This window comes from Mesorhizobium sp. WSM4850 (genome assembly GCF_055811735.1).
The window spans coordinates 21,002-35,723 of record NZ_JBVVPV010000027.1; the positions used below are offsets into that span (position 1 = coordinate 21,002).

Here is a 14,722-nt window from a genome sequence, read left to right on the forward strand (position 1 = left end):
CATTGACGATGCCTTGCGCCTCTTTATGAAGGCGATCGACCGTGATCCGTAGTTCGCGATAGCCCATGCGCGGGCGGCGCGGTGCTACGCTACCGGAAAAAGCAACGGCTGGATGGTCGACCGTGCGGAAGAGATTGCCGAGGCTACTCGACTGGCCAGGAGAGCGGTCGAACTCGGAAGGGACGATGCGATTGCGCTTTCCTACGGTGGATACGTCCTCGGCTACGTAGGCGGCGACCTTGATGACAGTGCCGCTTGCATCGATCGCGCGCTCGCTCTCAACCCGAACTTGGCCGCCGCTTTGGGCGTCAGCAGCTGGGTGCGGGCTTGCTTGGGCGAGCCAGGCAAGGCCGTCGAGCACGCCGCGCTTGCCATGCGTCTTAAGCCCATTGGTCCACGCCTGTTCGCTTGGCAGTTCAACACCGGGCTCGCCCATTTTTGTGCCGGCCACTACGATGACGCTGTCGCTTGGGCGGGAAAGTCGCTGCGGCACCAGCCGAACCACGTGAGCGCGATGCGTGTAGTGGCGGCGGGTCATGCCCTTGCGGGGCGCCTATCGGAAGCGCAGCAAATGATGGCTCGGGTCTGCGCGTTCGATCCATTGCTGCGGCTTTCGAATCTCGCCGAGGTGCTGCCGCCGTTTTATCGACCGGACTGATCGCAGCAGATATATCGAAGGCCTTCGCAAGGCGGGCCTGTCGGGCTAACGCGGTTTCAGCGCGAGGTGAGGTATATGTCGGCTTCACCGACGCATACTGGATTTCGAAAACCTAGCGTAGCCGGATGCTTATTCAGCCGCAGTGGCGGCGGCGCGGTTGCTGGGCACGCGTCACGTAGCCACGTTGGCTAGAAGAACTCACGCGCCGCCCGCGCATCCTGGCTGTCGTCGAGCTTACCGACAAGCTCGCCGTGAGGCGCGATAAATTCACGCGCTTTCTCGACATCTCCAAGGCTTCGAAGACAGCGAGCGAGTTCCACAGCGATACGCAGTTGGCCAATCGCGGAACGCTGCAAGGTGGCGACGTTCGCAGCCTTGTGGAGCATCTTCTCGATCTCGTCAGGTCCGCCACCGCTCTTTTCGCGGATACAGGCTTCGATCCTAAGTACTTCGGCGAGCTGGAAATAGGTTCCGTTGTAGCGGCCGAGCTCGAGGGCAGCTTCAACCGACTTGCGAGCGCTGTCCAGCCTGCCGCTGTCGCCCAGCGCTTCGGCGTAAAGGCCTATCAGATAGGGCAGCCCCATTTCAGCGCCGGTCCGGCGAATGGCAGATATAGCTTCCTCCATGCCGCGCAGGCCGGCCCCCCGTTCCCCAAGCCGGAATTGCCCCCATCCAACCTGGAACGCGGCTTGGCCGACAAGGAGCGGCAACTGGAACTTCTCTGCTATCTGCAACTCGCTTTCCGCCGCCCGAAGCGCGGCCTCAGGCTCCCCCGCGAACATATGGAGGTAGCTGGTCCCCCAAAACGCAAGCGCCATGCTCAGCGGATGCTCGAAACGTCCGGCGAGCCCGGTTGCGTCTTCGCACCGTAGCCTTGCCTTATCCGGCTCGCCGGCCAGCCAGGCTGACAATCCCGAGAAGCAGCGGCAGCAGACGCCCGGGTCATGACCGGAGTACTTGTACGTCAGATAATGATCGCGGTCGGGGTCGTAGAGGCCGATGGCGCGTTCCGCATGGTTCTGGGCCGCCGCGGTCTCCCCAAGGAAGAAATTGTTTGTCCAGAACATGTGCTCGGTCTCGATCGCGAGACCGGGATCGCTGTCGTCCTTAGCCATGCCAGCCCATCGGCAGGCCAGTTCCTGCGCCGCTGCCGGCTTACCGCTAAGCATGTAGTATTGGGCTCTCCCGCGCAGCGCCGTGAACAGACGCGCCTGGTCGCCGATCTTACTGCAAAGTTCCTCGGCGCGCTCGAACGCGGCGAGCACTTCGGTCGCACCCCAGCCACGGGCCGCCATGAGGGCCACGCCCCTCGCGAGCTGGAACTCGATCTCTTGCTCATCGGCGTCGGCGACATCGTTGCTCCTCAGCAGCCTGACCCCAAGGTCCAGTTGCTCAAGTGCACTGACGTGCGCCGACCGCCTGATCGCCTTGCGAGCCGAGATCAGAAGATAGCCGACGGCTTCGACCCAGAGGTGAGCCTGTTGCGCGTGTCTGGCCAGGCGTTCGCTGTGCTCATCAAGCCGGTCCGCGTAATGGGCCTTCAATTCGGCAAGCGCAGTCCTGTGGAGCTCAATGAGCGCCGACGATACGATACGTCCGGACACAGCAGTTCGGATGAGGACGTGCTTGAAGCGGACGAAAGCCTCGGGAAAAACCTGAAGCTCCACTAGGAGATCGGCCTTCTTCAAATTCTGGAGGGCGGCATCGAAGCGCAGGCTCGACAGCGTCGCCATCCTTCGTAGCAAGGGCACCGGAATCTCTCCGCCGAAGATCGAGGCGACCTCGGCTACCCGCTTCGAATCCTTGTCGAGACGTTCGAAGCGAGCGTCGACGATCGTCTGGATACTCGCCGAAACGACGATCTCGTCGACCTCGCCAGAAGGCCGGTAGCGGCCCGGCTGCCCTTCCAGCTTGCCGGTCTCGGCGAGAGCGCGGACGGTCTCTTCCAGGAACAATGCATTGCCTTTGCACGCATCCCCGACTGCACCGCGGAGCTGCGCCAGCTCAGGGTCCCTGCCAACCAGGTAGTCAAGAAATGCTGCTGCTTCGGCCGTATTGAACGCCGGCAGGCGGATTTCGGAAGGTCCTGCAGCGGCGAAGGCACCGCGATCGTATTCGGGTCGACAGGTCAGGATAAGCAGACAGCGGACAGTGGGCAGTGCCTGCGCCAGCCGCACCAGGACCCCCTCACTCTCGGCGTCTATCCAATGAAGGTCCTCGACCAGGAGAACGACGGGCTTCTCGCGGCCAAGGAAGAGCAGAAGCCCAACCGCTGCTTCCTGCATGCGCCGGGATCGCTCCTGGCCAGAAATGATAGCCCAGTTCGGATCCTGAACGGGCAGTTCCATGACTGCCATGATCGGATCGAGGAGCCGCTCATCGAAGCCTTGCGCGCTTTGCGCGGCCAGTACCTTTTCGATTGCGATTGGCGGCGCTTCGGTGTCGCCCACGCCGAACAGGGTTTGCAGCAGTTTCCGAATTACGACGAAGCCGCTGCGCAGGTCCGTTTCGAGCGCGCCGACCTCCAGATTCTCAGCATCATCGTGAGGGATGGCCCCAACGAATTCATGCGTGACACGCGACTTGCCGTGACCGGGATCGCCGACCACGAAAACCGTCTGACCTTCGCCGTCGAATACTTCATGCCAGGCCTTGTTCAGAATCTGCAGTTGCATCTCGCGGCCGACGAACGGCGACAGCTGCGTTTCGGCGCGCAACTGCCAGCGCGAGCGGCCCCGCCTGATCTCGATCACTTCAAAGAGCCGCTGGTTCTTCGGGTATTCCGACAGAAGTGGCGCTGCCAGCGCTTCCATACTGACGAAGCCGCCAGCCGATGCCCGGGTCCTGGCGGTTGCCACCACGAGATCGCGCCCCAACGCCTGGCTCAGCGTATGGGCCACGGACACCGGCCCGCCGCGCACCTCCAAAGCCCGGTCACGTGCCGGGCTGACGATCACGATGCCTGTGTCCAGGGCAGCACGAACGCCGGTCATCCAATCGCCATGGCGCAGCGCGAGCTCGCGCAGCGCGAGTGCGGTCCGGCAGGCAAGTGCAGCATGTCCTTCGAGCGGCTCAGGCGCACCAAACGACGCGACGAGGTCGTTCTCGGAAATCGTCAGAACCGTTCCTCCGTTGTCGCGCACGAGTGCGGTGGCCTGCATGAGGAAGGGGTCGACCCGCTCCAGCGCGACATCGGGAGGCAGGTTCTCCATCACCGGTTCGGCGTATTGGAAATCGGCGCACAGGATCGTTGCCTGTCGCCGGGTCCTCGGGTCGACCGCAACGACCGTTTGCGCCTGAAGCGCCTCGTTGGCAAATGTCGACGCCTCGAGAATGAAGTTGCGGAACGCGGGTTCCTCGGCAAGAAGGATGTGATTGGCGCTTTCCAGTTCGACGAAGCGGGCACCAGTTATCGATCTGGCGAGCTCCAAACCTTCCGAGAAAGGCGCGACCCGGTCGCCGTTGGCATGCAGCACGAGCGCTGGCACATGCAGCCGTTCAAGCGATCGCGATATGTCAATGTCGGCAAAGACATAGCTCAACCGCATCGCGTTTTCCGGCGTGAGTGTCCGGCGCTGCAGCTCATTGAACCAATCCATCTGCACGCGATTGGCGCCCGGTATAAACAGGTTGGTGAACATTTGGCGGAACAATGGATCGTCCCGACCCCAGCCCTGACGCATCAACGCCGAGATTGCTTCGCGTCTGACGATCTCCGCCGCATTTCCGCGCGCTCGCCATCCACGAACATATCCCCCCCAAATCAAGAGACCCGCGACCTTCTCGGGATGGCGAATGGCGTATTCGACCGAGAGAGCACAGCCTTGCGATATTCCAAGGAGGACGAAACGGTCGAGGCCCACGGCCTCTACGACGCATTCGAGATCGTCGACGAATGCATCGAAAGACACATCCTCACAGACTGTGTCGGAAAGGCCGTTCAGGCGCCCGTCGTAGCGTACAAGCGTGAAGCCGCTGGACAGGCCGTGGATCCAATGTCCCCAAACCGGGCTTTCCCAATCGAAGTCGAGATGGGACATCCAGTGCGAGGCACGCACGATCGCTGGCCCGGATCCGCTGATGACATAGGCGATCCGGGTGCCATCGCGGGCATTGACGTAGCGTATCTGCTGCTTACCTGACGAAACCTTCGTCGAAGGCGATGGGACGGGTTCGGGCACAGGCCCCGTCAGCGGAGGTTCGGGGGCCGGCCGGCCAACAGGTCCAGCCGTCGTGCCACTTCGGATCGGGGCAGCGGCGACGGTCAGTCGAGCCTGATCGTTAATGCGGGCGATCTCGTCTGCTAGATCATTGTCCGGAAGAAGTGACTGCAGTGTGTGCAGGTGGGGAAGCGCCCGCTCAGGCTCGTCGCCCAGGCGATCGATCAGGGCGCGTAGCGCCTTCAGGTGCAGAATCTCGGTCTCGTTCGAACAATAGACGCGCCAAGCCTCGAACGCCTGGCAGCGCGGCAGATAGAGGTCCGACAAGAACGGGCCGGCGAAAGCCGCAGCGATCGCTTCCAGACGCTCTGTAGGCAGCGAACCAACCGCATCGGCCGACAGGCTCCTGATCAGATCGTAGTCGAGCCAGATCGATCCCGGCTTCAGTTGGACCACGTTGCGATCGGCCGCAAGCCGGGTCTCGCCGTCAGCGTTTAAGATCTGGCGCAGCTTCGAAAGGCTCCAACGCAGCGCGCCCCGAGGATCATCAGGGACGTCCCAAAACATCTCACAAAGCCACTCGCGGCGCTGCTGCTTTTGCTGCACGGCCAGATAGGCGAGTAACGCCCGCGTCTTGCGCGATTGCGTTAGGGCCACAGGCTCGCCGTCACGGCGAACCGTGAGGTCGCCAAAGACCCTTACTTCGAAGGCCGAGCTCAATCCGGTTGTCCTAACCGTATGGTCGGCCTTACATTAGCGACGAAGCATTTGGGTTCGCAATACCCAAACCGATGGCGGACGTGTCTTCACGCCCGCCATCGCATTTGACCCGTACTCCGTCACCGGACCTCAGCCCTGCGAGCGATCTCGCAAAGGCGTCTGAAGTTAATCACCCGGTCGAGATGCTCCCGGACTGCCTCGAGCGGCGGACCTTTGCGGATGTCTTTCCACAGAGTGGATGTCGGGGTTGCATAGATACCGAATGAGATGTTCATAAAGTTGGCTCCTTGGTTTGCAGCGGACCATTCCGCTAAGTTCCTCGAACATGCGTTCTGCCCGTTGGAGACAGCGTGTGGGAGAGCATGGAAATGCGGAGCCGCCCGGCAGCCTATGGCGGCTAATCGAGCGGCACAGTGTAGGTTGTTGCCGTGCCGGACAGGCAAATCTCGCCTGCCGAGTTTGCGACGGTGGTTGACAGCGTGCAGATCGGCTTGTCTTCCCGCACGCTAAGCACCTCCGCGCGTGCGACGATCTCCTCGCCGATACCTACGGCCTTGAGGAACTTCCACTCGACGCCAAGAAAGACGCTGCCGGGTCCTGGTAAGTCCTCGGCCACCAGAGCATTGAGAAGGCCGGAAGTGACACCGCCCTGAACTATGAGACGGCCGAATACGGTGCGGGCGGATAGGACATCATCGTAGTGGAGTGGGTTTCTGTCGCCGGTCATGTCGCTGAACGCAATGATGTCGCTAGCCCGAGTGATGCGCCTTCGCTCTGCACTGGCCCCGAGTTCCGGTTGTCCGAACCGGACTCCGGACCATCCGGATCGTATGGTCGTTTGCATAGCCTTGCTCCGTTTTGTGTTTCAGATTGCCTCTAGCTGCGACGTCACTAGCCCTTGCGGGAGAGGCGGAACCTCGCGATCGCGCGCCGCCCGGGCCAAGAGCACAGTGACTTCGGATTTCATCGCCTCGCTGAAGCGCTTGTGGCGTTCAGGTAGCTCTTCGAGGGACCAGTCGAAGGCACTGATGGCGTCCGTGGTCTCAAGAATGGGCAGCGCGAGGCTGTCGCGTACTTCCTGGAACTCCCGCAATGCGGACGCGCGACAGGAAAGTATTGCCGTCGTGGCCCCTTCGGCATCACGCAGGGCGTCGGAAATACCATGCGAGGTCAGCGGATCGCGGAAGAAGCCGGCATCGCCGATCAGCATCCAGCCAGGGCCGTATGCCTGCCGCAATCGGCCGGGCGTGCCGCGGAAGGCCTTCAGACGTTCGCCACCATTGCCGAAGGCCCGCGATCCCAATCCGGGTGCCAGCGCTGCCAGGGCAAGCTGTGCGGCGGAAAGATCGAAACGGAACTCCGCGTCGAACCGCTCGGTCGGAACGGATGCGACGATACAGGCAAGCCCGTCATTCGTCGGTATCACGCCGCCGGATAAGTTCCGGCCGAAATACCAGTGGTATCCCGAGAACGCCGGCGCCGGGGCGTAGCCGAAGACATGTGCCACTGAGCACCGCCCCTGCACCAGCGTCCGTGCCTCGACCTTGCGAGCGATAAACGAGCCGAGCCCGTCTGCTCCAACCACGATATCGGCGCTTATCTCGCGAGTTTGGCCGCCGGCATCTCTCAATGTGACGCCGCGAACACGGCGATGTGCGTCGAACATGAGATCATGGACCGGTGTGTCATGCATAATCGTGGCTCCAGCGGCTCGTGCTGCATCGACCAACATGCGATCAAGCACCGTGCGGCGTGGAGCCATCAGGCCCGGAATATCTGGCTCGGGCCGAATGGGCACCGTGACCTCCTGCTCGCCATAGTGAAAAGTGGTAGACCTGATCACCGGCGCACCGCTTTGGATCAACGGTTGGAGCAGGCCCCAACGCGAAAGCTGCATGACGGCTGGTCGCATCAGCGCGTGTGTAGACAGAGTGTCAGATCCATAGGACTGGCGGTCGACTGCCAGCACCCGCAATCCTGCCCGGGAGAGCAGCATTGCCGTCGAGGCTCCGGCGCAGCGCGCGCCGACAATGATGGCGTCGTAGTGAGAATGTGCGGGGACGACATTGGAAAGCATCGGAATGTCCTTATGCTGCCTTGAGGCCGCTCTGACCGAGATAGTGTGAGACATGGTCGGCGATCGCTTGCGCGTCCGGTCCAACGCCTCCAATGAAATTGGAATCGCGCTTGCGCAGAAAGCGAAAGCCAAGCGCATAGAGGCCGGCGACGGTCGTTATCCCGGCCTTGTGGGCCAGTTCGCCATCGGCGGTGATGACGGGCAGTTTCAGCCATGAAAACGAGCGGCTGTAGCCGGTCGCCGATATGATGGTGCCGATGTCGTCGTTCGCGAACGACAGGCGCTTGAGGCAATTCGTCGGCAGCTCGATCGGGGCGGGGGCGCCGGCCATGGATTTGTGACCCGCGAACTGGTCGACCTGGCGAAGGAGCCGGTCCTGCTTGGCGTCCGCCGCCGTGATGCTATCTTTGAGATCATCGGCAAAGCCAATTGTCCCGTTCGAGATGCCTTTCAACCGCCCGGTGAGTTCGACTCCGATGCCCTGAAGGGTCGCCAGATCGACATTGGAGCGATCCGCCCGACCGGCAAGTTGAAGTGAAGGCTGTCGTCTGGCGCTGTCGGGATCTGTCAAATCGTCCAGCCGCTGGGACATGAATCCCATATGGTAGAGCCACCAGAAGATATCCTTGTCTCGCCAGATGCGCGGCAAACGCGTGTGCTTGCCGACGGACAGGATTACGCGTCTGCCACTGCGTCGCAGCTCGTCGGCAATCTGGACGCCCGACGACGATGCGCCGACAACCAGCACGCCGCCTGACGCAAGCTGGTCGGGACTTCGGTACTGCGAAGCGTGGATGCTGACCGGTTGGTCCGCGCTGGTATGCAGGGGGAAGGGCATGCTCGGCACGTCGCAATGACCAGTGGCCACAACGACGACTTTCGCCGACCAGTCGCCGGCGGTCGTCCGCAGCCTGAAGCCCTGCCCATCCTGTTCGCACGACAAGACATCGACGTACGAGCGCACCGGCGCTTGCGATCGATGGGCATAGCCAACCAGGGTTTCCACAAACGCGTCGCGGCTCATGTAGCCGTCGGGTTCGGAGCCACAATATGGGGAGCCTGGCAGCGCGTTCAGCCAATTGGGCGTCAAAAGGCGGAGCGAACGCCATGTCGAGGACCGCCACCGTTCGCCAATGCGCCCGCGTTCCAGAATGACATGCGAGATCCCACGTTTTCGAAGGCAATGGCTCAAGGCGATGCCCGCCTGGCCAGCGCCGACGATGACAACGTCAGCCTGTTCCATATTGTTTCCATCAATTTTGGAGGGTGACGGTTCAGACACCCGTCCGAACCGCCTTTCCGGGTGGATTACTGGATGGTTTTGACACCGACCGAAACGGAAACACCGTTCGTCAGCATGTCGAAGACCGCGGACCGTGCCCGTGTCTGCTCGACCAATTGCTGGAGCTTCTCGGACGGCGCATCGCCCTCGATTTCGAACGCCACCGCGATGTTCTGAAAGCCGTTTCGGACCTCGTCGGAAATCCCGAGGATGCCGCGCAGATCGATGTCGCCATCGACCGAGCACTGCACCTTGGTCAGCTTGATGCCGCGCGCCGCGGCGATGTTGGCGACGCCCGCCATCAGGCAGCTGGCGAGCGCATGCAGCAGCCATTCGACCGGGGTGGGCCCGTGATCGGCGCCGCACAGCACGGCCGGGTGGTCGCTGTCGGCGTAATAGGCTTTGGCATGCTTCTGTTCCTGGCCGGCGCCGTGGAAGCCGAGCATGACGCTCTTGCTGTGGGTGCCTTCGACCCACTCGTTGTGGACGCGGAACTGGAACTTGGCCAATTCAGGCTGGCCGGCGACAAAGTTGATCGTTGCCAGAAGGTTCGGCGTGTCGACGCCGTTCAACGGTGGCCTTGAGGCCTTGGTGGTGTGTTGCATCGTCTTCTCCAAGTGAATAGTGCGGCGAATTTGCCGGACCGCTTCCTTGTGACGGCGCTGCGTTTGAACGAGGGTGGTTGCGTTCGTGGAATTTGCCATGGAATTGCTGATCCACATGCTTCCACGCTACGAAACGATCTGCGAGACGTGGGCCTTGTTCAAAGCGCCAAAACCCCCGGCGAGGTGATCGCCCAGGATTGCGCGGTTGAATAATTCTTATGTTGAAGGCTTGGCCCGACTTCGGGGCAACCTCTCGCGCCCGTCGAGCCGAGCCTGTTCACCAGGCCGAGTCAATGTGGATCAGCATCATTCGCGTTCAAGCGACCGCGTTGAGCGCTGTTGGCAATCGTAAACCGCATGGACTTGACGTGATCGATCTCCGAGCGGCCGATGCACATGTCGTTGAGCAGATAAGTCGGGCGTTGAATGTAGCGCGACTCGCTCGCTGCGCATCTTCAATGCACGGAAGGCCAGGCGGATCGCGGATTTGGCGAAGCCGATAGCGTCGAGCCTGTCTCTCGAGGCGGAATAGTTTGCGTGATCGATAGGGGTCGTTTTTTCTCCATCCTCATCCTCATCCTCATCCTCATCCTCATCCTCATCCTCATCCTCGCGACGCGACCATTCGCGCCGTCAATTAGAGGAGGTTGCGATAAGACCAGGGGAGTGAGCGTTTGAGCCTCCGTCGAATTATGGTCGAATTCGACGGAATGGATCCGTTAAATTGCGTATGCAACCACGGGAATCGACAGCCACTGTCAATCGCGGCCGCCGGGCTGGGCCACGGGCGCGTTTGGTTTCAAAGCGCGAACATCGCTAACTTAAGTGCCGATTGTTCCGGCATCGGATGCCTCACGCTGCGAGCTGATCCTCGCGAGCAGCCGCGATCATCACACTTGCGAGCAACGCATAGGCTGCCTCCCAAGCCTCGCCGACCGCCGGCGTGAAGGCCGTGCCGAGGCCGGCCGCCATCGTGTCGATGAGCGCTTGCCCGACGATCGGATAATGATGCTCCTTGAAACCGCAAGCCCCATGGCGCTTGGCGAGCTCGCGTACGGTCGGAAGGACGGTGTTGGCACGATCCAGTCCGCGCACGACGGAGCCCAGGCTCGCCATCAGCTCTGCGCCTTGCTTGGGCATGTCGCTCGCCAGAAACAGTGCGCGAAGATCCGAGTCGATCGCGAACAGGCGTTCATAGAACAGAGCCGCGGCTGCCACGCGTATCGGGAGGACCTCGTGGAAACTATCCTGAACAAGTCGAATCTGGTCGGGTGTCATTGGCGACGCTCCTGCGCTCCTGGCCTGCCTGCGGCTCGACCATCCGCCCAAAACGTTTCGCATACATGTCGTCCGGCGCGTCGATGTGTTTCAGTTGTGTCTCAATTGAGGTTCGGTTTGCGCTCAGTGTATTCAGATTCCTTCTGTGTCCTGACGGTGCCCGGAAACCTCTCAATGAAACCAAGCGTCTAGGAAACATTCCCGAACAGTCCTCTGATCACAGATCACTCGATTTTTCATCGCCTGGTAGCTCACGGCCGAAGCTTATTGCGCCGCTGAATTTGTCGCAATCGGAGCAATGTCCGCACCGGTCGTCTCCCGCCATTCCCGACGCGCAAGTAGGATTTGTCACTCACCAGGATCCTAGTACCGCTTGAAAAAGTGGAGCCGGCCCGGGGACTGGGCCGGCTCCTAAACCCGGTCGTTGGGGACGGGGAGGTGGGGCTCGACCGGGCTTTTGCGTCGCGTCCTTAGCGGACGCTGGCAACCGCGCCGGAGCGGCCGTCGTTGATCGTTACCCAAGCGCCAGAATTCTGGCTCGATTGGCGCTTCAGATAGGTGTAGTCGGTGTTGGTCCAGGACAGCACCTTGGTTTCGAGATTGTCGAGGATGAACTCTCCGAGGCTGGTGCGCACGGTCAGCACCGCGTGGCCGTCTCCGTTCGGCTGGCGCGCAACCGTCATCAAGAGATCGCCGGCCGGAACGCCGATGTTCATCAACGCGCGGCGCTTTTCCAGCGCATAGTCCTCGCAGTCGCCGAATTCGCTGTTGGAATAGGACCAGACCTCTTCCTTGCCCCACAGTTCCATATCGGTGCGCGGCGCGATCCTGCTGTTGACCGAATTGTTGATGCTCACGATCTTCGCCCACAGCTTGCGGGTCAGTTCGATCGGCGCCTGCTTCGGCGTTCGCTGATTGCATTCCTGCGGAATCTTCTGGCAGAACTCGTAATGGCCGACCGGCTGTGTGGTGCGGCTGCCGGTGTGCATGAAGGCAGGTCCCGCTGCATACGCTGTTCCCCAGGCGGTAAGCTGCGTCGCCATTGCCAAGAGCAACAGCTTGCCCCTCGTCTTCTTCATCGTCCAGTCTCCCCGTTTGAGGAGACAATGACACGATTGGATTTATTCGGCGCAAAGGCTCGAAGTAGACATTAAGTAAAACGCCCATAGAATAAACATAAAATTTGAATCATTTCAGTATAAAATTGTTGAGGCGTTTTTCGCGGGGATCACATCGGCGCGGCGCGGCGCCTTGGTGCGGCATCGGTGGCAGGCTGCGTTGGCCGGCGCGAGTCAACAAAAAACCGGCCGAAATGGGCCGGTCGATTGCGGGAGTGTGCGCTGTTTGTCAGGTGCCGGATGCGTTGAATTCGGAATCGAGCGTTTCCGGCCTCTGGATGACCGCGAACTCGATGGCGATGCCGTCCTCGAAATGGCGCACCACCTGGCCGCGCATGGTGCCCAGCATGACCTGGGTGCCGATTGCCGGCTTGACGTCGATCTCGACCGCGGCGCCCGAAAGCGACAGGTCGATGATGCGGCACTGGTACTGGCGCCCGTCGCCGAGCTGAAGCACGCTGGTCGGATTGCGCGGCGCCACGCGTTCGTGGCGGCGGTCTTCCGGCAGATCGAGCTCGTGCTTGTTGGCAAGCCAGGTCAATTGCGCTGCAAGCTTGTCCTTCTTGCGTTCCGACGCGATGACCGTCATCGCGAAACCGTCCTGCAGGATACGGGTGACGACGCCTTCGATGCGGCCGATGTGATCGATATAGGCGATGACTTTCTCGCCCGGCATGCCGATGCGCTCGGTGCGAAGCGCTACATTGCCCGGCGACATGTCGACCACCTGACACGGATGTTCGGTGCGATCCTCCAGCATGAAGCGTCCATAGATCTTCACGCGGACGCGCTGAAAGTTGCGCCTTTCAGCTTGGGACGGCGCGGTGTCGACCGCCGCTGACCTCATGACTGCCTACACCCCGTTTGGCATTCCGCGCGTTGATGCGAGGAACTTCGCCGGAAAGCTACAGCGAAGCGGGTTAACAAAGGGGAAAGCCTGACGCCGCTACTTTAGGATTTTGGATTATTCCCCGCGCCCGCCGTCGAATACGACCAGATGACGGATGCGGCGTGCCTGGCCGAGCGCCGAAATCGTCTGGGACGGATCGAGTTCCGACGGGACAAGCGAGGGAACGTCGATGGCCGGCCGGTTCTTGAGGAATTTCGGTTCCTTCTCCGGATCGACGAGACGGATCGAATCGATCAGGGCGTCGGCGATCGGATCCGCGCCCAGCCAGAAGGGTTTTTCAGCGGCGCTTATCACGCCGAGGCAGCGCGGATTGTCGACGCCGCCGTCGAGCGGCAGGGCGAGCAGCTCGAACTTGCTGGAACGGTCGGTGCGGCTGAAACCTTCATAGGTGATGAGCACGACGGATTTTTGATCGAAGACGCCCTGGATCAGTTTCGAGATAAGCCGCTGGTCCTTCTCGCGCCACAGCGAGGGAAAGGAAAACCCCTTGAGTTCACGGCCATAGACCGCGCAAAGCCTGGTGCCGGCGAGCCGGAATACCGCTTCGCCGCGCGTATCCTTTTCCAGGATGAATGTGTCGGCCAGCAGCGACTTGATATCGGCCGGCTCGACTTCCGAACGCTTCGGGGCAGGGCGCCCGTCACGCAGCCGGTTCCAATAATGGAACAGCGTGATCGATCCGTTCTGGTTCATGTTATGCTGCTCCGCGCAATCTGTCGTCTGATGTCCCATCGGTGAACAGAAGGGCGCCCTCCGAGGACCTACATGCGTTGCGGAGCAGGATGCGTGCCAGCATCGTTAACACTTGTTCACGGGTCGGGGCCGTTAAGGTTAACAAGTGGTTTACGTTGCGCTCCGCCCAGGCCCGTGGCACGTTAAAACCACTCCAGAAGCGGTCGTTTCGCAGCGATCGGCAGCATTTCAGTCAAAAGTTTGGGGGAGCATGGGGGCTCGACCAGCCGTTCAAGGGCAACCTTGGACGGCTTCTTTTTGATTCGCGCCAATTTTGATTCGCGCCGTTTTGATTTGCGTGGGGCGATTCGCCCTTTGTGAATCGGGTGACCGTGATCTACATGCTCGCGAAGTCGAAACCAGCGACTGAGTGCGAGCCATATGAGCGAACCAGCAAGCCCCTCGGAAATCGAACAGGGCGAGGGCGGACCTGTCGGCCATGAGCCGGAGCCGCGCCGCGAGCCGGTTTTCAACATGCCGCCCGTTGTGCTGGCGGTGATCGGCATCTGCGTCGTCCTCTATCTCATGCAGGAGTACGTGCTTAGCCAAAGCCAGCTGCTGACATTGTTGTACGATGCGGCCTTCATTCCAGTTCTTTATACTGGCCAATATGGCTTCGACTGGTTCCTGTTTTCCCGGCCCTTCACCTATGCCTTCCTGCATGGCGGCTTTGCTCATCTGGCCGTCAACATGGTGTGGCTGGCGGCTTTCGGCTCGCCACTGGCGAACCGCTTCGGCGCGCTTCGTTTCAGCCTCTTCTTCGCCGCGACGGGGCTGGCGGCGGTGGTGCTGTTCTGGGCCGTGCATCCGCTCGGCGAGGCGCCGCTGGTCGGCGCATCGGGGGCGATTTCCGGCATGATGGGGGCCGCCGCGCGCTTCGGCTTCCGCACCGACCGCTCGTCCGGCAAAGCCGCCTTCGCCGGCGCGCCGCTGCCGATGGCGGCGGTGTTCCGCTCGCGCGGCGTTGTGACTTTTCTTGCCATCTGGATGGTGATCAATCTCGCCACCGGCCTCGTTGCCTTCGCGCCCGGCATCGACAGCCAGATCGCCTGGGAGGCTCATATTGGCGGTTTCGTCGCCGGCTTCTTCGGCCTGCGGGCTTTCGATCGCAGCAGCAGGCGGACGAGTTCAGGGCCTGAGCCTCGCCGCACTTGAAAACCAATCGATCGCGGCGCACGATGT

The 14,722-nt window shown here is 61.4% G+C and carries 11 protein-coding genes; 2 read left to right on the forward strand and 9 right to left on the reverse strand.

Features of this window, described 5'->3' with window-relative positions:
- Positions 1-112 precede the first annotated feature (112 nt).
- Positions 113-658 carry a hypothetical protein gene (locus tag AC0L2Z_RS22760; RefSeq protein WP_473629353.1) on the forward strand — a complete coding sequence of 182 codons (546 nt, stop codon included), beginning with the start codon at positions 113-115 and terminating at the stop codon, positions 656-658.
- A gap of 188 nt (positions 659-846) precedes the next feature.
- Here AC0L2Z_RS22760 and AC0L2Z_RS22765 read toward each other — a convergent pair whose 3' ends face one another.
- The 9 genes from AC0L2Z_RS22765 to AC0L2Z_RS22805 all read right to left on the reverse strand — a co-directional run bounded on the left by AC0L2Z_RS22765 (position 847) and on the right by AC0L2Z_RS22805 (position 13,501).
- Entirely contained in the window at positions 847-5,538 is a 4,692-nt protein-coding gene (locus tag AC0L2Z_RS22765) for an alpha/beta fold hydrolase (protein WP_473629354.1), read from the reverse strand.
- A gap of 397 nt (positions 5,539-5,935) precedes the next feature.
- Positions 5,936-6,382: a MaoC family dehydratase gene (locus AC0L2Z_RS22770; RefSeq protein ID WP_287253010.1), complete on the reverse strand. Its 447-nt coding sequence runs from the start codon at positions 6,380-6,382 to the stop codon at positions 5,936-5,938.
- Between the two features lie 21 nt (positions 6,383-6,403).
- Complete coding sequence (locus tag AC0L2Z_RS22775) at positions 6,404-7,615, reverse strand: NAD(P)/FAD-dependent oxidoreductase (RefSeq protein ID WP_473629355.1); 1,212 nt, start codon at positions 7,613-7,615, stop codon at positions 6,404-6,406.
- A 10-nt stretch (positions 7,616-7,625) separates the two neighbouring features.
- Positions 7,626-8,858 (reverse strand): flavin-containing monooxygenase, encoded by a 1,233-nt coding sequence (locus AC0L2Z_RS22780; protein WP_287237620.1) that lies wholly within the window; start codon positions 8,856-8,858, stop codon positions 7,626-7,628.
- A gap of 65 nt (positions 8,859-8,923) precedes the next feature.
- Positions 8,924-9,502, reverse strand: a complete 579-nt coding sequence (locus AC0L2Z_RS22785) for an OsmC family protein (protein WP_287237622.1) — start codon at positions 9,500-9,502, stop codon at positions 8,924-8,926.
- An 852-nt stretch (positions 9,503-10,354) separates the two neighbouring features.
- Complete coding sequence (locus tag AC0L2Z_RS22790; protein ID WP_027154472.1) at positions 10,355-10,780, reverse strand: globin family protein; 426 nt, start codon at positions 10,778-10,780, stop codon at positions 10,355-10,357.
- A gap of 470 nt (positions 10,781-11,250) precedes the next feature.
- Positions 11,251-11,859, reverse strand: coding sequence for a transglutaminase-like cysteine peptidase (locus AC0L2Z_RS22795; protein WP_473629356.1), 609 nt, complete (start codon positions 11,857-11,859; stop codon positions 11,251-11,253).
- 268 nt (positions 11,860-12,127) lie between these two features.
- A complete protein-coding gene (locus AC0L2Z_RS22800) occupies positions 12,128-12,745 on the reverse strand; it encodes a PilZ domain-containing protein (protein WP_473629357.1) in 618 nt (205 codons plus the stop codon).
- Positions 12,746-12,862: 117 nt separating this feature from the next.
- The gene (locus tag AC0L2Z_RS22805; RefSeq protein WP_091591271.1) at positions 12,863-13,501 is read right to left on the reverse strand and encodes a PAS domain-containing protein; all 639 of its coding nucleotides are present in this window, start codon (positions 13,499-13,501) and stop codon (positions 12,863-12,865) included.
- 420 nt (positions 13,502-13,921) lie between these two features.
- On the opposite strand from AC0L2Z_RS22805, the gene AC0L2Z_RS22810 reads away from it, so the two are divergent.
- Complete coding sequence (locus AC0L2Z_RS22810) at positions 13,922-14,695, forward strand: rhomboid family intramembrane serine protease (protein WP_473629358.1); 774 nt, start codon at positions 13,922-13,924, stop codon at positions 14,693-14,695.
- The last annotated feature ends 27 nt before the right edge of the window (positions 14,696-14,722 follow it).